Here is a 21013-nt window from a genome sequence, read left to right as displayed (position 1 = left end):
GGTTCCTGGGCGATCAATACGTGAGTGGCTTGCGGAATCCCTCGTTGCGCATGCGCTGTACCAGCGACTGGGCCGAGCCGGCAACGGTGCGGCCGTCGCAGAAGTAGTCGTTCGCCAGGGCGCGGCCGTAGCTGTTTGCTGCCAGGCTGTTCATGACCTGCCAGCCATCCTCATCCTTCGACATATTGCGCGTCCACGTGTTGTCGCTGATGCGCAGCGTGGCGTAGAGCTTGCGCTCGCGCGTCTGGCAGCGGATACCCTCGAAGCTGACATTGCGTGCGCCGCTGGGGCTGGTGATGATCACCGTGTAGCGCACCACGTCGTCGCTGCCGACCGCAACCGATTTCGGATCGACGGCAAACTTCAGGGTCGACTGGCCCACATAGAACGGAATGGCATCCTTGTCGACCGGCGGCGCCGGCAGCGGCACCGAGGTCTCATGGAACGGCTTGGGCGCGAAGAAATCGACAATGCCTTCTTCTTCCTCGGCAGGTTTCTTGCTGGCGCAGGCGGCCAGCAGGCCGGCGAGCGCCAGGACCGAAAGAGTGCGTGCGGCGTTTCTCATGACTTGCGGAATGATTCCTCTGAATGGACGGGCAGGGCGCACGGGTCGGCGGTGCGTGCGCTTTCCTGCTTGCCTGGATGATCGCGCCGCCGCTGAGCGCCATGGCGCCCGCCGCGGTTCAGGTAGCGCGCGAGTTCTGTCAGGGCGAGCTGGTAGACCTCGCGCTTGAACTCGATCACCGCCTCAAGCGGAACCCAATAGTGGTTCCAGCGCCACGCATCGAACTCCGGGTGCTCAGTGGCCCGTAAACGGATATCGCAATCGCGGCCTACCATGCGCAGCAGAAACCAGATCTGCTTCTGCCCACGATAGTGTCCACGGATGTCGCGACGGATGAATTTGTCCGGCACCTCATAGCGCAGCCAGTCGCGCGTGCGACCGACGATCTTGATATGCTCGGGAAGCAGGCCGGTTTCTTCGAACAGTTCGCGATACATCGCTTGCTCGGGCGTTTCCCCATACTTGATCCCGCCCTGCGGGAACTGCCATGAGTGTTCGCCGATCCGCTTGCCCCAGAATACCTCGTTTCTTGCGTTGATGAGGATGATGCCGACGTTTGGGCGAAAGCCTTCACGATCGAGCATAACTGCTCCTCGAATCCTTTAGAATGACACCGATTATAAAGGAACACCGGCATGAACGAATCGGCTCCAACCCGTAGCCTTCGACGTGCCGGCCCGCCCGACGGCTTCCGTTGCTCCGTGGCGCCTCGCGGCCTGTGGCCCGGGCCTCGCGACCATTTACCAGACCATCACGTCACATGAAAGCTTCGCAATTCTTCATTTCCACCCTCAAGGAAGCCCCCGCCGACGCCGAGATCGTTTCGCACAAGCTGATGATGCGCGCCGGCATGATCAAGAAACTCGGTGCCGGCATCTATTCGTACATGCCGATGGGCCTGCGCGTGATCCGCAAGGTGGAAGCAATCGTGCGCGAGGAAATGAACCGCGCCGGCGCGGTCGAGCTGTCGATGCCGCTGGTGCAGCCGGCCGAGCTGTGGCAGGAAACCGGGCGCTGGGACAAGATGGGCGACGAAATGCTGCGCCTCAAGGACCGGCACGAACGTGACTTCGCGCTGCAGCCCACCTCCGAGGAAGTGGTGACCGACATCGCGCGGACCGAGATCCGCAGCTACAAGCAGTTGCCGGTCAATTTCTACCAGATCCAGATCAAGTTCCGCGACGAGCGCCGGCCGCGCTTCGGCATCATGCGCGGCCGCGAGTTCACCATGAAGGACGGCTACTCGTTCGACAAGGATATGGACGGCCTGCGAGCCTCGTACCAGAACATGTTCGACGCCTATGTCCGCGTGTTCACGCGCTTTGGTCTGAATTTCCGCGCCGTTGCGGCGGACAACGGCGCCATTGGCGGCAGTGGCTCGCACGAGTTCCATGTGATCGCCGAGACCGGTGAGGACGCCATCGTCTACTGCCCGACCTCCGACTACGCTGCCAACATGGAAGCCGCCGAGGCACTGGCGCCGGCGGGGGAGCGTGCCGCGCCGGCCCAGCCGTTGGTCAACACGCCCACGCCGGGCTGCGCCAAATGCGAGGCTGTAGCGGAACTGCTGGGCATTCCCCTGACACATACCGTCAAGTCGATCGTGCTGGCCAAGGAGCGCGAAGGCGCTGCGGCCGAGATCTGGCTGCTGATGCTGCGTGGCGACCATGAACTGAACGAGATCAAGGCCAGCAAAATCGTGGGCGAGTACCGCTTTGCCACCGAGGCTGAGATCGTGGCGACCTTCGGCACACGGCCCGGCTACCTGGGCCCCATCGGCGCAAAGGGGCCGGTGCGCGTGGTGGCCGACCGCACGGTGGCGCAGATGAGCGATTTCGTGTGTGGCGCGAACCAGGAAGATCACCATTACACCGGGGTCAACTGGGGTCGCGACCTGCCCGAGCCGGAAGTGGCCGACCTGCGTAATGTTGTCAAGGGCGATGCCTCGCCGGATGGCAAGGGCGTGGTGGATATCTGCCGCGGCATCGAGGTGGGCCATGTGTTCATGCTCGGCGCCCGGTATTCCGAGGCGATGGGTGCGACCTACCTCGACGAAAACGGCAAGACCGCGCCGATGCAGATGGGCTGCTATGGCATCGGCATCACCCGCATCCTCGGTGCGGCGATCGAGCAGAACTACGATGCGCGCGGCATCATCTGGCCGACGGCCATCGCGCCGTTCGAGGTGGTGATCTGCCCGGTGGGCTATGACCGCTCCGAGGCCGTGCGTGCGGAAGCCGACAAGCTGTACGCCGCCCTGCGCGATGCCGGCGTCGATGTGATCATGGACGACCGTGGCGAACGCCCGGGCGCCATGTTCGCCGACTGGGAACTGATTGGCGTGCCGCACCGGGTAGTGGTTGGCGACCGTGGCCTGAAGGAGGGCAAGGTGGAGTACCAGGGGCGCCGCGACACGGAAGCAACACGGGTGCCGCTGGCCGAGGTCCTGGCCACGGTACGCGAGAAAATGGCTGCCTGATCTACCGGAAGGATATGAACCGAGTTTTCCTCGTTTTGCTGATGTGTGCTGCAGCCCGGCGTCAAGCCGGGCTGGTCGGCGCCGCCTGCCTGCCTCCACGCTTGACCACATGGGCTGCATCGGCCGCGCTGGCGGTGTTGGTGGTCCTGGCCTATCCGGGGCAGGCGCAGGCTGGCGCGCAGCAAGAGGAATTCCTGGCAAATGCGGTGCGTGGCGCGTTGTCGGCGGCGATTGCCGATGACCGGCCGCGCCGCGTCAGCTTTGCCGCGCCCGCAGACCATGCCAGCTACCAAAAGTGGCTGGCGGCCATGTCGAAGCGGCTCGAGAACCGCATCCCCGAGGCGCATGCCCGGCTCGAACTGCTCGAGACCGTGTATTACGAATCGAAGCGTGCCGGGCTTGAGCCGTCGCTGGTGCTCGGACTGATCCAGGTGGAAAGCAATTTCCGCAAGTACGCGATCAGCAGCGCTGGTGCGCGTGGCCTGATGCAGGTCATGCCGTTCTGGACGCGCAGCATCGGCGATGGCGACGAGCGCAAGCTGTTCCATCTGCAAAGTAATCTGCGCTATGGCTGCACGATCTTGCGGCACTACATCGATCGCGAGAACGGCGACCTGTTTCTCGCCCTGGGCCGCTACAACGGCAGCCGGGGCCGGGCCGAATATCCAAATCTCGTGCATGCGGCGTGGCAGCGCTGGCACTATGCCGACAGCCTGCCGCTGCTTGCATCGGCGGGCGCGGCGACTGGTGCGGAGGGTGCCCAGGCGATGCCCATTCCCTCCGCACTTCCGAACCCTGGCGGTTCAGGTTCCATCAAGCCAGCCGGCACGACCACGCTGGCCAATCCGTTTTCCGCTGCGCGCGTGAGCGATCGGCCCTGAGCTGTTGTCCCTGAGCCGTCACCGGAGGTGAGGGCAGCCAAACGTTGGTAGCAAAAAACTGCAATGGGTAGCAGCGGAGCGTCGGGCGGCGATCGCGGTCGCAATGCATGCCACCGATTGCGACCTGTCGCGAACTGTCCGGGGGCGCTGACCAAGGCCCGGCATGGCGTATGGGGGGCCTCGCGCAGTAAGCTTATGCTGATCCCGCTCTTACTTCAGTGCACGAATGGCCGGCAGGTTGCGCCAATAGCCATGCACGTCCATGCCGCAGCCGAAGACGTAGCGGTCCGGCACGGCAAAGCCGCAGAAATCCGGATGCATCGGTTTTTCCTTGGTGAGCGTTTTCTCGCACAGCACGGCGGCGTAGAAATCGGTCGCGCCCATGTCGAGGATCCGGTTGCGGATCGCCGCCATGGTTTCGCCTTCATCGAGAATGTCGTCGAGGACCAGCACGGTGCGGTTCTTGACCGACTCGGCCGGCGCCACGCGCCATTGCATCTCACCACCCACCGTGCGGTTGTTGTAGCGGGACAGGTGGATGTAGTCGAATTCCAGCGGAAAATCGAGGCGTGGCAGCAGCATGCCTGTGAACACGCATGCCCCGCCCATCACCGACAGGACGAGCGGAAACCGGTCGCGCATCTTGCTGGCGATCTCGCCTGCCATGGTGTCGAGCGCACCTTGCACGGCGGCGGCGCTGACAATTTCCTCGGACTGCGCCCACAGGGTGCGGGCTTCTTCGATGTTCATCATGGGCGGCGTTCCTGGTGCGGGGGCGAGCAGTGCAATAAGGGCAATATACGGTGACGGCGTGAATCAGTCGCTGGTCGGGGTGGTAGCGATGCTTCCGCGCTTAGCGCATGCCGGGGAAGATCCCCTTCATGCCGCCTTTCATCCCGCCCATGGCGCGCATCATCTTCTGCATGCCGCCGCCCTTGAGTTTCTTCATCATGCCCTGCATCTGGTCGAACTGGTTGAGCAGGCGGTTGACTTCCTGTACCGGCACGCCAGCACCCGCGGCAATGCGCCGCTTGCGGCTGGCCTTGATGAGTTCCGGCTTGGCACGCTCGGCCGGCGTCATGCTGTTGATGATGCCTTCCATGCGCGTGACCTGCTTGTCGGCCTGGTTCATGTCCGCGCCTGCGGCGGCTTGCGAGAACTGTGCCGGCAGCTTGTCCACCAGGCTGCCCATGCCGCCCATCTTCTTCATCTGGCCAATCTGGACCTTGAAGTCCTCGAGGTCGAAGCCCCCGGTCTTCTTGATCTTCGAGGCCAGCTTCTTGGCCTCGTCCATGTCGACGCCGCGCTGCGCTTCCTCGACCAGCGCGAGGATGTCGCCCATGCCGAGGATCCGCTGGGCCATCCGTTCGGGATAGAACGGCTCGAGCCCGTCGAGCTTCTCGCCGACGCCGACGAACTTGATCGGCCGGCCGGTGACATGCCGCACCGACAGTGCCGCACCGCCGCGCGCATCGCCATCGAGCTTGGTGAGGATCACGCCGGTCAGCGGCAGGGCCTCGTTGAAGGCCTTGGCGGTGTTGACGGCATCCTGGCCGAGCATGGCATCCACGACGAACAGCGTCTCGATGGGTTTAAGCGTGGCGTGCAGGGCGGAGATTTCCTGCATCATCGCCTCGTCGATGCCGAGGCGGCCCGCGGTGTCGACGATCAGGACATCGTGATAGTGCTTGCGCGCCCAGTCGACCGCCGCGTGCGCGATGTCCACCGGCTTCTGTCCGGCTTCGGATGGAAAGAAATCGGCGCCGACCTGGCCTGCCACGGTCTTCAGCTGCGCGATGGCCGCGGGGCGGTACACGTCGCACGAAACGGTCAGGACTTTCTTTTTCTTGTTGGCGATCAACCACTTGGCCAGCTTGCCGGCGGTGGTGGTCTTGCCGGCACCCTGCAGGCCGGCCAGCAGGATGATCGCCGGCGGCTGCGAATTCAGGTTCAGTTCGGAATACTTGCTGGCGTCGGCGCCGCCGCTGACGGCTTCTTCGCCGCCGATCACGGCGGTCAGCTCGCGCTGCACCACGCCCACCAGGGCCTGGCCGGGGCTGAGGCTGCCGATCACATCCTCGCCCAGGGCCTTTTCCTTCACCTTGGCGATGAAGTCGCGTACCACGGGCAAGGCGACGTCGGCTTCCAGCAATGCGAGGCGCACTTCGCGCAGCATTTCGGCGGTATTGGCTTCGGTGAGGCGCGCTTCGCCGCGCATGGTCTTGACGACCCGCGCCAGACGTTGTGTCAGATTGTCCAGCATGGCATAAATCCGGAGGTGCCTGCGCCACATCAATGAGGCGCTAGGTTAAACTGTGTGGATGGTAATTGTACTGTATGCGCTGACCGCGTTTCTCTACGCCAGCCTGACCTGGCACGCCTGGGCGACCCGCAATCCACAAGGGCGGCTGGCGGCTGCCGGCCCCGCGCTGGCCGAGACCGCACCGGCAGCCCGGCCGGCTGCATGGTGGCGCGGCGCGTGGCTGCTGGTACTGCTCACGCACGGCCTGCTGCTGCATGAAACCATCTTTCGCGACAACGGCATGATCTTTGGCTTTGCCTATGCCCTGTCTGCGATGCTGTGGCTCGGCATCGGCATCTACTGGATCGAGAGCTTTTTCTTCGCACTCGCCGGGCTCGGACTGATCGTCACGCCGGTTGCGCTGGTCGCCAGCCTGCTGCCGCTGCTGTTCCCCGGCAGCCAGATACTCGGCTATGCCGCGAGCGGCCTGTTCAAGTTCCACTTCATCATTGCGAACGTGGCCTACGGGTTGTTTACGCTGGCCGCGTTCCATGCCGTACTGATGCTGCTGGCCGAACGGCGTTTGCATACGTTCAGCCGCCCTGGCGCGGGCGTCGCGGCCCCGGTGCGCGAACCCCTCTGGCTGGGCCGCTGGCTCGACCTGCTGCCGCCGCTGCTGACCCTGGAAAAGCTGCTGTTCCGCCTGATCGGCGCGGGCTTCGTGCTGCTGACCCTGACGATCGTTTCCGGGGTGCTGTTCTCGGAAACCATTTTCAGCCGCGCCGCGCGTTTCGACCACAAGACGGTCTTCGCGCTGATCTCATGGGTCATGTTCGGCGGCATCCTGCTGGCGCGTCGCCTCTATGGCTGGCGCGGCCGCGTGGCGCTGCGCTGGGTGATTGCCGCTTTCTGCATGCTGTTGCTGGCCTATGTCGGCAGCCGCTTCGTGCTGGAAGTCGTGGTGCATCGCCTGTGAGCCTGATGGTACAGCGCAACCCGGCGTGTACGCGCAAGAAGGGCGCCCCATGAGCCGCGTGCTGCTTCTGGTGGCGGTGCTGCTGGTCGTGCTGTGGGCCTTGCAGCGCGGCGCGCGTGGCCGGCGAGGCCGGCAGCAGGACGGGCGTTCACAGGCACGCCGCGACTCCCCGCGGGCCGACGCGTCTGGCGAACCATCGCGTGCGATCGTTCCCTGCGCCCATTGTGGCGTGCACCTGCCCGCCACCGAGGCGATCGAAGTCGACGGGCGGATGTACTGTTCCAAAGCCCATGTGAGCCTGGCCCGCCATGGCGACCGCTAGATCGGCCAATACAGCGCCCAATGCAGCGGCCATGGCCAACCGCGCCAATCCGGTCCGTCCGTGGGGTGGACTCCTGGCCCTGTGGCGCAAGCCCGAGCCGCCCGAATTCCAGTGGGGCCTGCTCAGCTACTTCAACGTCGCACGCCTGATCGTCGCGGTCATCCTGCTGCTATACGCCGCCTTGCCCGGTCAACTGGGCACGGACCTGGGTACGCCGTTGCGCAGCGGCCTCACGCTGTGGTTGCTGCTGTCTTATCTGGCGATGGCGCTGCTGATTCTCGGCAGCAACCTCGTCTGGCGGCGCCATTTTCATTTTCGCGTCCATTTCTATCTCGCGCTTGATCTGATCATGCTGGCGGGCCTCTTGCTGTCGCTTGGCAACAGCGGCAGCGGCATCGCCATGGTATTGCTCATGCCGGCGATGGCGGCCGGGGCGTTGTGCGGGTTGATCCCGGCCCTGTTCGCGGCGGCGCTGGCATCTCTGATCGTGCTGGCCGAACCGGTGGGGCGTAGCCTGCTGCTGCTGCATGCCGACGCCGGCCTGTTGACCGCCGGGCTGTATGGCATTGCCTACATGACGGCTGCGTCCCTGATGTATGTCCTCGGCCATCGCCAGTTGCTGCAGGAACAACTGGTGCAGGCGCGCGAACACGAGTTGCGGCTGCAGCAACTGATCAGCCGCCTGATGGTGCATGACATGCGCGACGGCGTGATGCTGATGCGGACCAACGGGCGGGTAGTGGCCGCGAATCCGGCAGCGCTCGCGCTGCTGGGTATCCCCACCTTGCTGCCGGTGCGCGAAACGGCGATCGCCGACGGTGGTCTTAGCCTGTGCGACCTGCATGACCTGCCACGCCTGCGCCCTGTCCTGGAAGCGATGCGCCAGTGGCTGCAGCACAAGGACGATGGTGCGCGCATTCTCGATCTGCTGCCGGTGGTGACGCGCGAGATCGGTGGCACCCAGCGCACTTTGCTGCCGACACGCCTGCGCCTGCGCTTTGTCGAGCCCGGACTGGCCAATCTGCGCAGCGTCTATGAAAGCCAGTTCACCCGTCCGGCAGGAAGCCTTGCCTATCCCACCATGGGCGTGCACGAGACACAGGTGCCCCGCGATTCCGGCGTGTCGGCGGAAGGCTGGTCAGCCGAGGATGAAGAACTGCTGCGTGAGGAACTGCGCCATACGGTACTGATCCACATCGAAAGCTGGCAGCGCGTGGCCGAACAGGCGCAGCAGGAGAAGCTGGCCTCGATGGGGCGCCTGGTGGCGGGCGTGGCGCACCAGATCCGCAATCCGCTGGCCGCCATCAGCCACGCCAGCGAACTGCTGAGCGAATCCACTCCGGCGCCATCCTTGCCGGGCATGAGTGCCGCGCCGGTCGAGCCACAGCTGAATGCGCGCCTGCTGCGCATCATTCACGACAATGTGCGCCGCCTCGATCAGGTGGTGTCCGACATCCTGATGTTGTCGCGGCGTCCAGGCCAGTCGCAGGGTGCACGTATCTCGGTCGACCTGCGGCGGGTGCTGCCGGACATGATCGAGCGCTGGCGGCATGCCGCGGCCGGCTACGAAGGCGCCCAGGGCGCGGTGAATGCCAATTTGCTGCGCCTGGCGATGGACATGTCCGCCCCTGTGCGGTTTGATCCCGAGCAGTTGCAGCAGGTGGTCTCCAACCTGCTCGACAATGCCCTGCGCTACAGCAGCGGGCACCCCGGGGCAATCCGCATCGTGGCGCAGATGCTCGATGCAGCCAATGCCGAACTGATCCTGTGGAACGACGGGCCGGAGGTGCCGGAGGCCGAGCAGGTCCACCTGTTCGAACCGTTCTATACCAGCGACGCGCGCGGCACCGGCCTCGGCCTGTTCATGGTGCGGGAACTGTGCAGCGCCAATGACGCCCAGGTACGCTATGGGTCGATCTCGCTCGACACGCTGCTGGGACGTACCGGCACATGGCTGGGTGCGGATATCGAAGCGCTGCCCACGCGTGCGTTCGTGCTGACGCTGGCGGTTGACCACTCCGGTGCGACCGGAAACTAGAGGGACCAGGAGACCGCCATGTCGCACGCCATGTCCGAGAGCGCCCGCCTGCCGATCCTCGTGGTCGACGATGAGGCCGACCTGCGCGAACTGCTGGACATCACCATCCGCCGCATGGGGCACGACGTCGTCACGGCGCCGAGCTTGGCCGCGGCGCGCGCCGCGCTGGCGCGCACGCCGTTCAGCCTGGTGCTGACCGACATGCGCCTGGGCGATGGCCTGGGCATCGAACTGGTGCGCGAACTGGCTGCCGCCCCGCAGCGCATTCCGGTGGCGGTCGTCACTGCCTATGGCAGCGCCGACAACGCCGTGGAGGCGCTCAAGGCCGGGGCCTTCGACTACATCGCCAAGCCGGTAGCGCTGGAACAGCTGCGCACGCTGGTGATGAATGCGCTGGACCGCAACGGGCGCGCGCCCGTGCCGCAGGAGTGCGGCTTGGTGACCGATCTCCTGCCAGGCCGTTCGGCGGCCATCGGCGCGGTCCATCACGCCCTGCCACTGCTGGCGCGCAGCATGGCGCCCGTGGTGATCGGCGGCGAATCCGGCAGCGGCAAGGAGCGTGCCGCGCGCGCCGTGCACGCGTTGAGCGCGCGCGCCGCCAAGCCCTTCGTCGCCGTCAATTGCGGGGCGATTCCCGAAACCCTGATGGAAGCCGAGTTCTTCGGCGTGACCAAGGGGGCGTTTACCGGCGCGGATACCGACCGGGGTGGCTTCTTCCAGTCTGCGCATGGCGGCACGCTGTTGCTCGATGAAGTGGCCGACCTGCCGTTGCCCATGCAGGTCAAGCTGCTGCGCGTACTGCAGGAGCGCCGGGTGCGCCGCATCGGCGCGAGTCGCGAGGAAGCGGTGGACGTGCGCATCATGTGCGCCAGCCATCAGGATCTCGCTGGACTGGTGGCCGCCGGACGGTTCCGCAAGGATCTGTTCTACCGTCTCAACGTGCTGCAACTGCGCATGCCGACGCTGCGCGAGCGCCGCGAGGATCTGCCGCAGCTGACCACGGCGATTCTCGCGCAGCTGGCAGCGCGTTACGGCGATGCCCAGCCCCGCCGGCTGTCTCCGGCAGCGCTGGCGGCACTGGCGGACTATGCTTTTCCTGGCAACGTGCGCGAACTCGAGAACCTGCTTGAACGGGCCTACACCTATGCACAGCACGAGGTGATTGAAGTGGGCGACCTGGGGACGCTGGAAGCGCCACAGGAAAGCCAGCCGCCGGCGCCGGTGGCGCCTGAGGTACCGGCCCCAGCATCGCTGCCGGCCGGAGCGGCCGCAGCTTTTGCAGCGTCTTCATCCCCAGATGCCGTTACCTTGTCCGGGCCTGCGGCCGCGATGCCTGCGGCTGGGGATTCCTCGGCCCCAGCGGTGACCTTGCCTGTCGACCTGCCGCAACTGCTGGAAACCACCGAACGCCAGATCATCCTGCAGGCCCTGCGCCAGACCGGCTTCAACCGGACTGCGGCGGCGCCGCTGCTGGGTCTCAGTTTTCGCCAGTTGCGTTATCGCATGACGCAGCTTGGCATCCGTGACGACAAGGAGGCGGGCGATGGTGGGTGACGACATGGCGCTCGACGCGCGCGGCTGGATGCGTGGTGTGCGTCACGTGCCGTCGCCCAACTGCGATGCCCGGCCACCAGGCATCGCGGTCGATCTGGTGGTGCTGCACAATATCAGCCTGCCGCCGGGCGAGTTCGGCACCGGCGATATTGCTGCGTTCTTCACCAATCGGCTGGATCCGCAGCGTCATCCGTTCTTCGAAACCATTCATCAGGTGCAGGTCTCTGCGCATTTCCTGGTCGAGCGCAGCGGCGCCATTGTCCAGTTCGTTTCCTGCGCCGAGCGTGCCTGGCATGCGGGCGCCTCCGATTTTTTCGGGCGCACGCGCTGCAACGACTTCTCCATCGGCATCGAGATCGAAGGTTGCGACGACCGGCCGTTCGAGCCCGCGCAGTACCACGCCGTGTGCAGTGTTCTGGCTGAACTGGCCGGGGGCTATCCGATCCGCGCCGTGGCGGGCCATTCGGACATCGCACCGGGCCGCAAGACCGATCCCGGTCCGTACTTCGACTGGCCGAGGCTGATGCGCATGTCCGCCTGGCCGGCGGAACGGTTCCCCTACCAACGGTGGGGAAAGTAAAATATTTTTTGCGGAAAATGCCGTCGCGCGAGAGGCGCCCACCCCTTGCGCCATCAATGCTCAACGGTTTTTTGCATTGCGTCGAGCGCCTTGAACGGCACCAAAAACACGCTTGTCAAGACTGGTCATCTGGCGAGAAGTCACTATACTTAGTGTCAACAGATCGAAACAACTACTAGATATAGTGGTTTCGTCGCACAGCAGCGCAACACCCATCATCCAATCGCCGCCCGTGTTCATGGGCGGCTTTTCCGTCACAAGAACACTGGTCACCAGGAGTCCATATGCAAACGACGCAGACACCCGTTTCGTCGGGTAATCCCGCCCCCGTTGCCACCGCATCGGGTCAAGCAGGTCAGGCCGCCCTGTCGGGGGACGCACGGGCCTATCAGGATTACAAGATCATCCGCCGCAACGGGGCCGTCGTGGCCTTTGAACCGACCAAGATTGCCGTGGCCATGACCAAGGCCTTCCTGGCCGTGAACGGTGGCCAGGGCGCTGCCTCGGCGCGCGTGCGCGAGCTGGTCGAGCAGCAGACCCAGGTGGTGGTGCGCGCGCTGCTGCGCAGCCGCCCGCATGGCGGCACCTTCCATATCGAAGATGTGCAGGACCAGGTTGAACTGGCCCTGATGCGCTCGGGCGCGCACGATGTGGCCCGCGCCTACGTGCTGTACCGTGAAAAGCGTGCGCAGGAGCGTGCGCTGGCTGGCGAAACCCAGCAGCAGCCGAACTTCTCCGGCCTCAACGTCACCGACAACGGCGTCACGCGTCCGCTCGACATGGCCGCGCTGCGCAATGTCATCGTGACAGCCTGCGAAGGCCTGGGCGATGCCGTTGATCCCGAGCCGATCCTGGCCGAGACCATCAAGAACCTGTACGACGGCGTGCCGATGTCGCAGGTTTATGATTCCGCCATCCTCGCTGCGCGTACCCTGATCGAGCAGGACCCGGCCTACAGCCAGGTCACCGCACGTATTCTGCTGCACACCATCCGCAAGGAAATCCTCGGCGAGGAAGTGACCCAGGGCGAAATGGTGACGCGCTACGCCGAGTACTTCCCCAAGTACATCAAGCGCGGCATCGACGCCGAACTGCTGGATGAGAAGCTGGCCCAGTTCGACCTCCAAAAGCTCGGTGCGGCGCTCGACGCCTCGCGCGATTTCCAGTTCAACTACCTCGGCCTGCAGACGCTGTACGACCGCTACTTCCTGCATCACAACGATGTACGCATCGAAATGCCACAGGCTTTCTTCATGCGCGTCGCCATGGGCCTGGCGCTCAACGAGATCGACCGCGAAGCGCGCGCCATCGAGTTTTACCAGCTGCTGTCGTCGTTCGATTTCATGTCGTCCACGCCGACCCTGTTCAACTCCGGCACGCGCCGCTCGCAGCTGTCGTCGTGCTACCTGACTACCGTGTCGGATGATCTCGACGGCATCTACGAAGCGCTCAAGGAAAACGCGCTGCTGTCGAAGTTCGCCGGCGGCCTCGGCAATGACTGGACCAATGTGCGCGCGCTCGGCTCGCACATCAAGGGGACCAACGGCAAGTCGCAGGGCGTGGTGCCATTCCTCAAGGTGGTCAATGACACCGCCGTGGCGGTGAACCAGGGCGGCAAGCGCAAGGGCGCGGTATGCGCCTACCTCGAGACGTGGCACCTCGACATCGAGGAATTCCTCGAGCTGCGCAAGAACACCGGCGACGACCGCCGCCGCACGCACGACATGAACACGGCCAACTGGATTCCCGACCTGTTCATGAAGCGCGTCATGGAAGGCGGTGACTGGACGTTGTTCTCGCCGTCCACCTGCCCGGACCTGCACGACAAGTTCGGCAAGGCCTTCGAGGAAGCCTATGTCGCCTATGAAGACAAGGTCGCACGCGGCGAACTGAAGCTGTTCAAGAAGATCCCGGCAGTGCAGCTGTGGCGCAAGATGCTCGGCATGCTGTTCGAGACCGGCCACCCGTGGATCACCTTCAAGGATCCGTGCAACATCCGCTCGCCGCAGCAGCACGTGGGCGTGGTGCATAGCTCCAACCTGTGCACCGAGATCACGCTGAACACCAACGATAGCGAGATCGCCGTCTGCAATCTCGGTTCGGTGAACCTGCTGGCCCACATGAAGGCCGACGCCAGCGGCGCCATGGTGCTCGACCATGACAAGCTGAAGAAGACCATCCGCACCGCCATGCGCATGCTCGACAACGTGATCGACATCAACTACTACGCGGTGAAGAAGGCGCGCGATTCCAACCTGCGCCACCGTCCGGTCGGCATGGGCATCATGGGCTTCCAGGACTGCCTGCACGCCATGCGCGTGCCGTACGCCAGCGACGCTGCCGTGCAGTTCGCCGATACCTCGATGGAAGCTGTCTGCTATTACGCCTACTGGGCTTCGACCGAGCTGGCCGAAGAGCGCGGCCGCTACAGCAGCTACCGTGGTTCGCTGTGGGATCGCGGCATCCTGCCGCAGGACTCGCTCAAGCTGCTGGCCGAAGAGCGCGGCGGCTACGTCGAGGTCGATCATTCGAGCACCATGGACTGGGACAGCCTGCGTGGCCGCATCAAGTCGTACGGCATGCGCAACTCGAACTGCATCGCCATCGCGCCGACCGCGACGATTTCCAACATCATCGGCGTCTCGGCCTGTATCGAGCCGACGTACCAGAACCTGTACGTCAAGTCGAACCTGTCCGGCGAGTTCACGGTGGTCAACGATTTCCTCGTGCGTGACCTGAAAGCCAACGGCCTGTGGGACGAGGTGATGGTCGCCGACCTCAAGTACTTCGACGGTTCGCTGGCCCGTATCGACCGCATTCCGCAGGACCTGCGCGCGCTGTATGCCACGGCCTTCGAGGTCGAGCCGCAGTGGCTGGTGGAAGCCGCCTCGCGCCGCCAGAAGTGGATCGACCAGGCGCAGTCGCTGAACATCTACATGGCCGGTGCGTCGGGCAAGAAGCTGGACGATACCTACAAGCTGGCCTGGCTGCGTGGCCTGAAGACCACGTACTACCTGCGCACCATCGGGGCGACGCATGCCGAGAAGTCGACGGTGTCGCGCAGTTCGCTGAATGCGGTGGCGGTGAATGGTGGTAGCGACGGTGTTTCTGCGGTGGCTGCGGCAGCGCCGGCGATGCCGGAGGCGGAGGGTGCGGTTTGCACGATGCGGCCGGGCGATCCTGGGTTTGAGGAATGTGAGGCTTGCCAGTAATTGGGGGCTTGCAGGCCGGGGGTTGCCCGGCGGCAAGTCACTTTCTTTGTCTTGCCAAAGAAAGTAACCAAAGAAAGGCGTCCGGCCTGCGCCACCCTTGAGGCTTGGCCTCAAGGGAGACCTCGCCGGCAGCCGCATCGGGCGGGGTGCGAAGAACTCGCCCTCGCTGCGCTCGGGGCTCAAACAGCTTCGCTCCTTTTCCGCCCGATGCGGCTGCCGGCGAGGTGGCGCAGAGCGGCTTGAAACACCGACCGTTTGCCTGGGTTGACGGTCGAAACAACGAATACTGATCCCTGTCCAACAGGGGTGACATTGGAGAATCTGACTATGCTGAGCTGGGACGACGACGTTCAAAGCGCACCGCAGAGCACCCCGCAATCCGCCCCGCAGGCACAGCCTGCGCTGCAGCCGGCTGTGCAGGCTTACCGCACGCCGGACGAGCTCGGTGCCTTGCCGCCTTCGGCCACGCCGGTAGCCGCGCCGGTGGCGCCGGGCGAGGGCATTCTGGGGACGCATGCCAACGCGATCGGCGCGCAGAGCACGCGCCGCGTGAATGCGGCGGACAAGCGCGTCATCAACGCCAAGACCGACGTCAACCAGCTGGTGCCGTTCAAGTACAAGTGGGCCTGGGAAAAGTATCTGGCCGGCTGCGCGAATCACTGGATGCCGCAGGAAATCAACATGTCGCGCGACATCGCGCTGTGGAAGGATCCGAACGGCCTGACCGAGGACGAGCGCCGCATCATCAAGCGCAATCTCGGCTTCTTCGTGACGGCGGATTCGCTGGCGGCCAACAATATCGTGCTGGGCACCTATCGCCACATCACCGCGCCGGAGTGCCGCCAGTTCCTGCTGCGCCAGGCGTTCGAGGAAGCGATCCACACGCATGCCTACCAGTACATCGTCGAATCGCTGGGCCTGGAAGAGGGCGAGATCTTCAATGCGTATCACGAAGTGCAGTCGATCCGCGACAAGGATGAGTTCCTGATCCCGTTCATCGACGTGCTGACCGATCCGTCGTTCAAGACCGGCACGCCGGAGACCGACCAGCAGCTGCTGAAGTCGCTGATCGTGTTCGCCTGCATCATGGAAGGCCTGTTCTTCTACGTCGGCTTCACGCAGATCCTGGCGCTGGGCCGCCAGAACAAGATGACGGGCGCGGCCGAGCAGTACCAGTACATCCTGCGCGACGAGTCCATGCACTGCAACTTCGGTATCGACCTGATCAACACCATCAAGTCGGAAAACCCGCACCTGTGGACGCCGGAATTCAAGGACGAGATCCGCGAGCTGTTCAAGAAGGCCGTGGACCTCGAATACCGCTACGCCGAGGACACCATGCCGCGCGGCGTGCTGGGCTTGAATGCGCCGATGTTCAAGAGCTACCTGCGCTTCATCTGCAATCGCCGTTGCCAGCAGATCGGTCTTGATCCGCTGTTCCCGAACGAGGAAAACCCCTTCCCGTGGATGAGCGAGATGATCGACCTGAAGAAGGAGCGTAACTTCTTCGAGACGCGTGTCATCGAGTACCAGACGGGTGGCGCACTGAGCTGGGAGTAAAGCGGCACTCCCGGCATGGCGTTGTATTGGCAGCGCCTGACGCCCCGGCAATAGCCGGGGCTTTTTCATGTGCGCCGTATCGCTGCCGGCGGTTCAGCCGTTTGCGCGCAAGCCGTTTTCTTCCGCCTGGCGCACGGCGAATTCGCGGAATATCTGGGCCGGTCCGCGCGGTACCAGCAGGCGATTCCACACGGCGACCACCGGCTCCACCCGGCAAGGCAGTGGGACCGGCAGGATGCAGGCCGTGCCAGCGGCGGCCAGTTGGTTGGCGATGCGTCGCGGATAGACCGCGAGATAGCCGGCGTGCTGCAGCAGGTTCACGGTCATGGCAACGTCGCTGGTGTGGATGCCACGACTGGGTACGGGTTGCCCGAGGCTGCGAAAAGCTGTCTGCAGATGATGCAGCATGCGTGAGCCGTCGGCGGGAATGCACCAGCGTTGTTCCAGCAGGTCAGAGGCGGCCAGCCGCTTGCGGCGGCGCAGCGGGTGTGCCGGGCTGGCGACCACGACCACATCCTGGCCGGCCACGATGGGGGTGGCATCGAGTTCGCGGCGCTCCAGGCGCGGGTCTTCATAGGCGAACAGCAGATCGAGATCGCCCTCCGACAATCGATGGATAAGGTCGCCGATCCCGCCTTCGACGACATGGATGGTCACGCCGGGATACTGTTCCTGAAATGCCGCGACGGCCTGGGCGAGAAATGGCTGGACTGAATTGGTGCGAAACGCGAGCGTGAGCTGGCCCTGTGTGCCGGTGCGGACTGCCTGCAGCGATTCGGCCAGGCGTTCAATCTGCGCAATTACCACGCCGGCGCCTGCGATCAGTTCGCTCCCTGCAGGGGTCGGGCGCATGCCGCGTGCATTGCGTTCGAACAGCGGGGTCCCCGCGATGTCTTCGATTTCCGCCAGCGCTTTGGACACGGCCGCCGGGCTCACGTGGAACTGCGTGGCCACGGCAGCCGCGCTGCCGCGTTGCGACAGGGCCAGCAACAACCGCAGATGGCGCAGTTTCAGGCGGGTCAGCAAGGCATGGGCGGGAGTCGGATCGGGATGCATGGGGTGCAGTGCAGAAAATCTCAGATATTAACCATTTACTTAATGATAGAAGAAATTTATTCACTTTTGGTTTATTTGGCGCGCTTCTATACTGGCCCGCACATCAATCGAATCCGGTCCATCCGGCTGGATACCGCGTGTTCTTTCGCGGGCGCCGGGGTGGGACGGGCTTTAGTCAGGAGACAAGTTGTGAGCAAAATCCATACTCTGATGCGGTCGCTGGTGGTTGGCGTGGCATTGTGTTCGGCGGCTGCGGCACATGCCGCGTGGCCGGACCGGCCGATCCGCCTGGTGGTGCCGTTTCCCGCAGGCGGTTCCTACGACATCGTCGGCCGCGCGCTGGCACAGAAGCTGGAAAAGCGTCTCGGTCAACCGATCGTGGTCGAGAACATTTCTGGCGGAGCGACGGTACCTGGCGTGATGTCGGTGCTCAAGGACAATGCCGATGGCTACACGCTGCTGCTGACGAGCGATGGCTCGCTGAATATCAATCCCCATACGGTGAAGGGCCTGCGCTACAACCCCGATACCGAGTTGACGCCGGTCACCATCGTCAACACGGTGCCGCACTGGATCGTGGCACGTGCGGATCGCAAGGAAACCTCGCTGACGGAACTCAAGGCCTATATCCAGAAGAACCCAGGCAAGGTGTCGATCAGCATCAATACCGTGGGTGGCGCCGCGCACCTCGGCCTGGCCAACTGGAAACAGCAGAACAAGCTTGATTTTGCGATCGTGCCGTATCGCGGCTCCCCGCCGGCCATGGCCGACCTGATCGGCGGTCAAACTGATGCGCACGTTGACGTAATCGGCTCCTCGGTGGCCTATGTGACGAGCGGCAAGGTCAAGCCGCTGGCGACGCTGCAAGTTGAGCCGGTGAAGCAGTTCCCCAAGCTGGAAACCCAGAAGGCCAACGACAAGAACGCGCTCATGGTGCGTGCCAATCTGGCTCTGATGGTTAAGACCGGCACCCCTCAGGCCATTGTCGACCGTCTCTATCAGGAGGTGAAGGTGAGCGTCGGTGAAGCCGATTTCGCGGCACGTCTGGAGTCGCTAGCCTACGAGCCGTTGCTGACGCCGCCGGCGGAGGCCCGCAAGTTCCTCCATGCGGAAACCGCGCGTTACGGGGCCATCGCCAAGTTTGTAAACCTCGAAGCCAACTGAGCCGTCGCAGCAAGGATCGATCATGCGTTTCGTCATTGCCCTGATGCGGCATGAAACCAATACGTTTTCGCCGCTGCCCACGCCACTGTCGTCATTCTGTCGCGGCACCGGTGGCAACGATGGTCCGGTATATGGCGAGGCCGCCATCCGCGCCACCGAAAACACCAACAGCGCTGCCGCAGCCTTTATGGATCTGGTGCGGGAGCAGGGCGATGAGTTTGTCATGCCGCTCCTGGCCAACTCGGTGCCCAGCGGTGTCGTGACGCGCGATGCCTTCGAGCATATGGCGTTCACCATTGTCAGTGCCGTGCGCGACGGCTGCGATGCGGTGCTGCTCGATCTGCATGGTGCCATGGTCGCCGATGGCTATCCCGATGCCGAAGGCGAACTGCTGCGCCGTATTCGCGCCGTGGCGCCAGCGGTTCCCATTGCGGTGGCGCTCGATTTTCATGCGAACTTCAGCGCCACGCTGATCGAGAATGCCACCGCCATCGCCGGGTACTGCACCTATCCGCACATCGATGTGTACGAGACCGGCGCCCGCGCCGCACGTACGCTCATGGCGGCACTGCGCGGCGAGGTCGCGCCGGTGCTGCTGTGGCGCCGGCTGCCGATGCTGACCCACATGCTGCGCCAGACGCCACGTGAGCAACCGATGAAAGACATCATGGACCGCGCCATGGCCGCCGAGGCCAAGGGCGAGGTGCTGAATGCCTCCGTGTTCGGTGGTTTCCCGCTAGCTGACATTCCTCATGTGGGACTATCCGTGGTGATCGTCGCGGATGCCCGGCATCGTGCCGCGGGCGAAGCATTGCTGGACGAGCTGTGCGGCATGGCCTGGGATCGCCGCGCGGACTTCATCTTTCCGCTCGAACCCATGGAGACCTCGATTGCGCACGCAAAGACGCTCGACGCCGGCCCCATCGTGCTGGTCGATCATGGCGATAACTGCGGTGCGGGCGGTCCGACGGATGAAATGAGCGTGTTGGCCGAAGTGCTGCGGCAGGGGCTGGAAGACGTCGTGGCCGGGCCATTCTGGGATCCGCAAGCGGTGGCGCAGCTGGTCGAGGCAGGCGAGGGTGCCGACGTGACGGTCGCCGTCGGCGGCAAGACCGACATGCCCGCGCTTGGCCTCAAGGGCCAGCCGCTGACCCTGACGGGCCGGGTGTGGCGCATCACCGATGGCAACTACCGTGTGACCGGTCCGATGTTCACCGGCATGCAACTGAGCCTCGGGCGCACGGCGGTACTCGATATCGGCGGCGGCGTGCGCGTGTTCGTGTGCGAAAAGCCGCAGGAGCCATTCGATGCCGGTCTGTTTACGCACGCTGGCATCGATCTGGACCGGACACGTTACATCCTGATCAAGTCGCGCCAGCATTTTCGCGCCGGATTCGAACCGATTGCCCGCCATATCGTGCTGGTGGCGGGGCCGGGTGTGTGCAGTTCGGACTATGCGGATTTCCCGTTCAAGCATCTGAGCCGCCCGATCTATCCTCTTGAGCCGGATATGACGCTGGACTGATTTTAGATACCTGCACGCATTGCAAGCCGGACACGGAAACGTGTCCGGCTTTTTTTTTTTGTCACCGATAGGGCGAAAACAATCTTTCCATTTGGTAATGTGTGCGTAATCAACTTTTTGCATAGGATTGTTAAGATATTTTGGGATATTTTAAATATAAAATTTAAATGGTTGGTTATTGAGAGTTAACTGTTGATTTATATGGTTTTTTTGTGGGTTGCGGCGAATCGGTGACAGCTCCGGGATACGCTTCACAATAGTTTTGAGTCCATTTTCAATCTCCTTCGTCCGTGCGCATTTTTATGGAAAGCGAACTGAAAGGGAGGCGGCTTAAATTTGCCCAGCTTGAATATTTTTCTGGCGCAATGAACCGCAAAAGGAGAGTGGAGTTGGAAATAAGAAACCATAAGGACTTTGCGTCCGGGTTGTTCTACGCTGTGGTCGGCGTAGGCTTCTCGTACGTGTCCACAAGCTACACCATGGGGACAGCGGCCAAGATGGGGCCGGGTTACTTTCCCTTCTGGCTCGGCATCATCCTGACCTTGCTGGGATTGATGGTGATCGCCGGTTCCGTGTCACCCAAGGCTGAGCCGGACAAGCTCGATCGCTGGGACGTCAAGACGCTGCTGTGGATCCTCGGCTCGGTGGTGATGTTCGGCCTGCTGCTGTATCCGCTCGGTCTGCTGATTTCCCTGCCGATTCTCGTGATCGTCTCCAGCATGGCCAGCCACGAGTTCGACTTCAAGTGGGCGGCTGTCAATGCACTGGTGCTCACCGCTCTCAGCTACGGCGCCTTCGTCTACGGCCTGAACCTGCAGTTCCCGCTCTGGCCCGCCTTCATGGCCCACTAAGGATCCAA

17 protein-coding genes are annotated in these 21013 nt (G+C 63.7%); 12 read left to right on the top strand and 5 right to left on the bottom strand.

The window, feature by feature from the left end:
• Positions 1-13 precede the first annotated feature (13 nt).
• Both ACQ3C8_RS12290 and ACQ3C8_RS12285 read right to left on the bottom strand, forming a co-directional pair.
• A complete protein-coding gene (locus ACQ3C8_RS12290; RefSeq protein WP_428851726.1) occupies positions 14-565 on the bottom strand; it encodes a CNP1-like family protein in 552 nt (183 codons plus the stop codon).
• A complete protein-coding gene (locus ACQ3C8_RS12285; RefSeq protein ID WP_009523816.1) occupies positions 562-1149 on the bottom strand; it encodes an RNA pyrophosphohydrolase in 588 nt (195 codons plus the stop codon). Before ACQ3C8_RS12285 ends, ACQ3C8_RS12290 begins: the two co-directional genes overlap by 4 nt.
• Before the next feature lie 176 nt (positions 1150-1325).
• Between ACQ3C8_RS12285 and ACQ3C8_RS12280 the strand changes: the two genes are divergently transcribed.
• Both ACQ3C8_RS12280 and ACQ3C8_RS12275 read left to right on the top strand, forming a co-directional pair.
• Positions 1326-3044: a proline--tRNA ligase gene (locus ACQ3C8_RS12280; RefSeq protein WP_428851725.1), complete on the top strand. Its 1719-nt coding sequence runs from the start codon at positions 1326-1328 to the stop codon at positions 3042-3044.
• Between the two features lie 14 nt (positions 3045-3058).
• Positions 3059-3925, top strand: coding sequence for a lytic transglycosylase domain-containing protein (locus ACQ3C8_RS12275; protein ID WP_428851724.1), 867 nt, complete (start codon positions 3059-3061; stop codon positions 3923-3925).
• Between the two features lie 210 nt (positions 3926-4135).
• Here ACQ3C8_RS12275 and ACQ3C8_RS12270 read toward each other — a convergent pair whose 3' ends face one another.
• The gene (locus ACQ3C8_RS12270; protein ID WP_009523819.1) at positions 4136-4678 is read right to left on the bottom strand and encodes a hypoxanthine-guanine phosphoribosyltransferase; all 543 of its coding nucleotides are present in this window, start codon (positions 4676-4678) and stop codon (positions 4136-4138) included.
• 100 nt (positions 4679-4778) lie between these two features.
• Positions 4779-6188 carry a signal recognition particle protein gene (gene ffh, locus ACQ3C8_RS12265; protein ID WP_428851723.1) on the bottom strand — a complete coding sequence of 470 codons (1410 nt, stop codon included), beginning with the start codon at positions 6186-6188 and terminating at the stop codon, positions 4779-4781.
• 58 nt (positions 6189-6246) lie between these two features.
• Here ffh and ACQ3C8_RS12260 point away from each other — a divergent pair, with 58 nt between their 5' ends.
• The 7 genes from ACQ3C8_RS12260 to ACQ3C8_RS12230 all read left to right on the top strand — a co-directional run bounded on the left by ACQ3C8_RS12260 (position 6247) and on the right by ACQ3C8_RS12230 (position 16409).
• Positions 6247-7143, top strand: coding sequence for a cytochrome C assembly family protein (locus ACQ3C8_RS12260; RefSeq protein ID WP_428853076.1), 897 nt, complete (start codon positions 6247-6249; stop codon positions 7141-7143).
• Between the two features lie 49 nt (positions 7144-7192).
• Positions 7193-7465: a PP0621 family protein gene (locus tag ACQ3C8_RS12255; protein WP_428851722.1), complete on the top strand. Its 273-nt coding sequence runs from the start codon at positions 7193-7195 to the stop codon at positions 7463-7465.
• Positions 7452-9503, top strand: coding sequence for a sensor histidine kinase (locus ACQ3C8_RS12250; RefSeq protein ID WP_428851721.1), 2052 nt, complete (start codon positions 7452-7454; stop codon positions 9501-9503). The genes ACQ3C8_RS12255 and ACQ3C8_RS12250 overlap by 14 nt, the downstream gene beginning before the upstream one ends.
• Positions 9504-9521: 18 nt before the next feature.
• Positions 9522-11057 carry a sigma-54-dependent transcriptional regulator gene (locus ACQ3C8_RS12245; protein ID WP_428851720.1) on the top strand — a complete coding sequence of 512 codons (1536 nt, stop codon included), beginning with the start codon at positions 9522-9524 and terminating at the stop codon, positions 11055-11057.
• 4 nt (positions 11058-11061) lie between these two features.
• On the top strand, positions 11062-11637 hold the full coding sequence (gene ampD / locus ACQ3C8_RS12240; protein WP_428851719.1) for a 1,6-anhydro-N-acetylmuramyl-L-alanine amidase AmpD: 576 nt from the start codon (positions 11062-11064) through the stop codon (positions 11635-11637).
• A 284-nt stretch (positions 11638-11921) separates the two neighbouring features.
• Positions 11922-14849, top strand: coding sequence for a ribonucleoside-diphosphate reductase subunit alpha (locus ACQ3C8_RS12235; protein WP_009523826.1), 2928 nt, complete (start codon positions 11922-11924; stop codon positions 14847-14849).
• 327 nt (positions 14850-15176) lie between these two features.
• Entirely contained in the window at positions 15177-16409 is a 1233-nt protein-coding gene (locus ACQ3C8_RS12230) for a ribonucleotide-diphosphate reductase subunit beta (protein WP_009523827.1), read from the top strand.
• A gap of 93 nt (positions 16410-16502) precedes the next feature.
• Here the strand turns inward: ACQ3C8_RS12230 and ACQ3C8_RS12225 are convergent, their stop codons facing one another.
• Complete coding sequence (locus tag ACQ3C8_RS12225) at positions 16503-17465, bottom strand: LysR family transcriptional regulator (RefSeq protein ID WP_428851718.1); 963 nt, start codon at positions 17463-17465, stop codon at positions 16503-16505.
• A gap of 210 nt (positions 17466-17675) precedes the next feature.
• On the opposite strand from ACQ3C8_RS12225, the gene ACQ3C8_RS12220 reads away from it, so the two are divergent.
• The 3 genes from ACQ3C8_RS12220 (at position 17676) to ACQ3C8_RS12210 (ending at position 21005) form a co-directional block, all read left to right on the top strand.
• Entirely contained in the window at positions 17676-18629 is a 954-nt protein-coding gene (locus ACQ3C8_RS12220) for a Bug family tripartite tricarboxylate transporter substrate binding protein (protein ID WP_428853075.1), read from the top strand.
• A gap of 22 nt (positions 18630-18651) precedes the next feature.
• On the top strand, positions 18652-20154 hold the full coding sequence (locus ACQ3C8_RS12215) for a M81 family metallopeptidase (RefSeq protein ID WP_428851717.1): 1503 nt from the start codon (positions 18652-18654) through the stop codon (positions 20152-20154).
• A 389-nt stretch (positions 20155-20543) separates the two neighbouring features.
• Complete coding sequence (locus tag ACQ3C8_RS12210) at positions 20544-21005, top strand: tripartite tricarboxylate transporter TctB family protein (protein WP_009523831.1); 462 nt, start codon at positions 20544-20546, stop codon at positions 21003-21005.
• Positions 21006-21013 lie beyond the last annotated feature (8 nt).

This window comes from Imbroritus primus, from assembly GCF_964332355.1.
In the GTDB taxonomy this organism is placed as follows: Bacteria; Pseudomonadota; Gammaproteobacteria; order Burkholderiales; family Burkholderiaceae; genus Imbroritus; species Imbroritus primus.
This window is presented reverse-complemented; position numbering and strand designations above follow the sequence as displayed.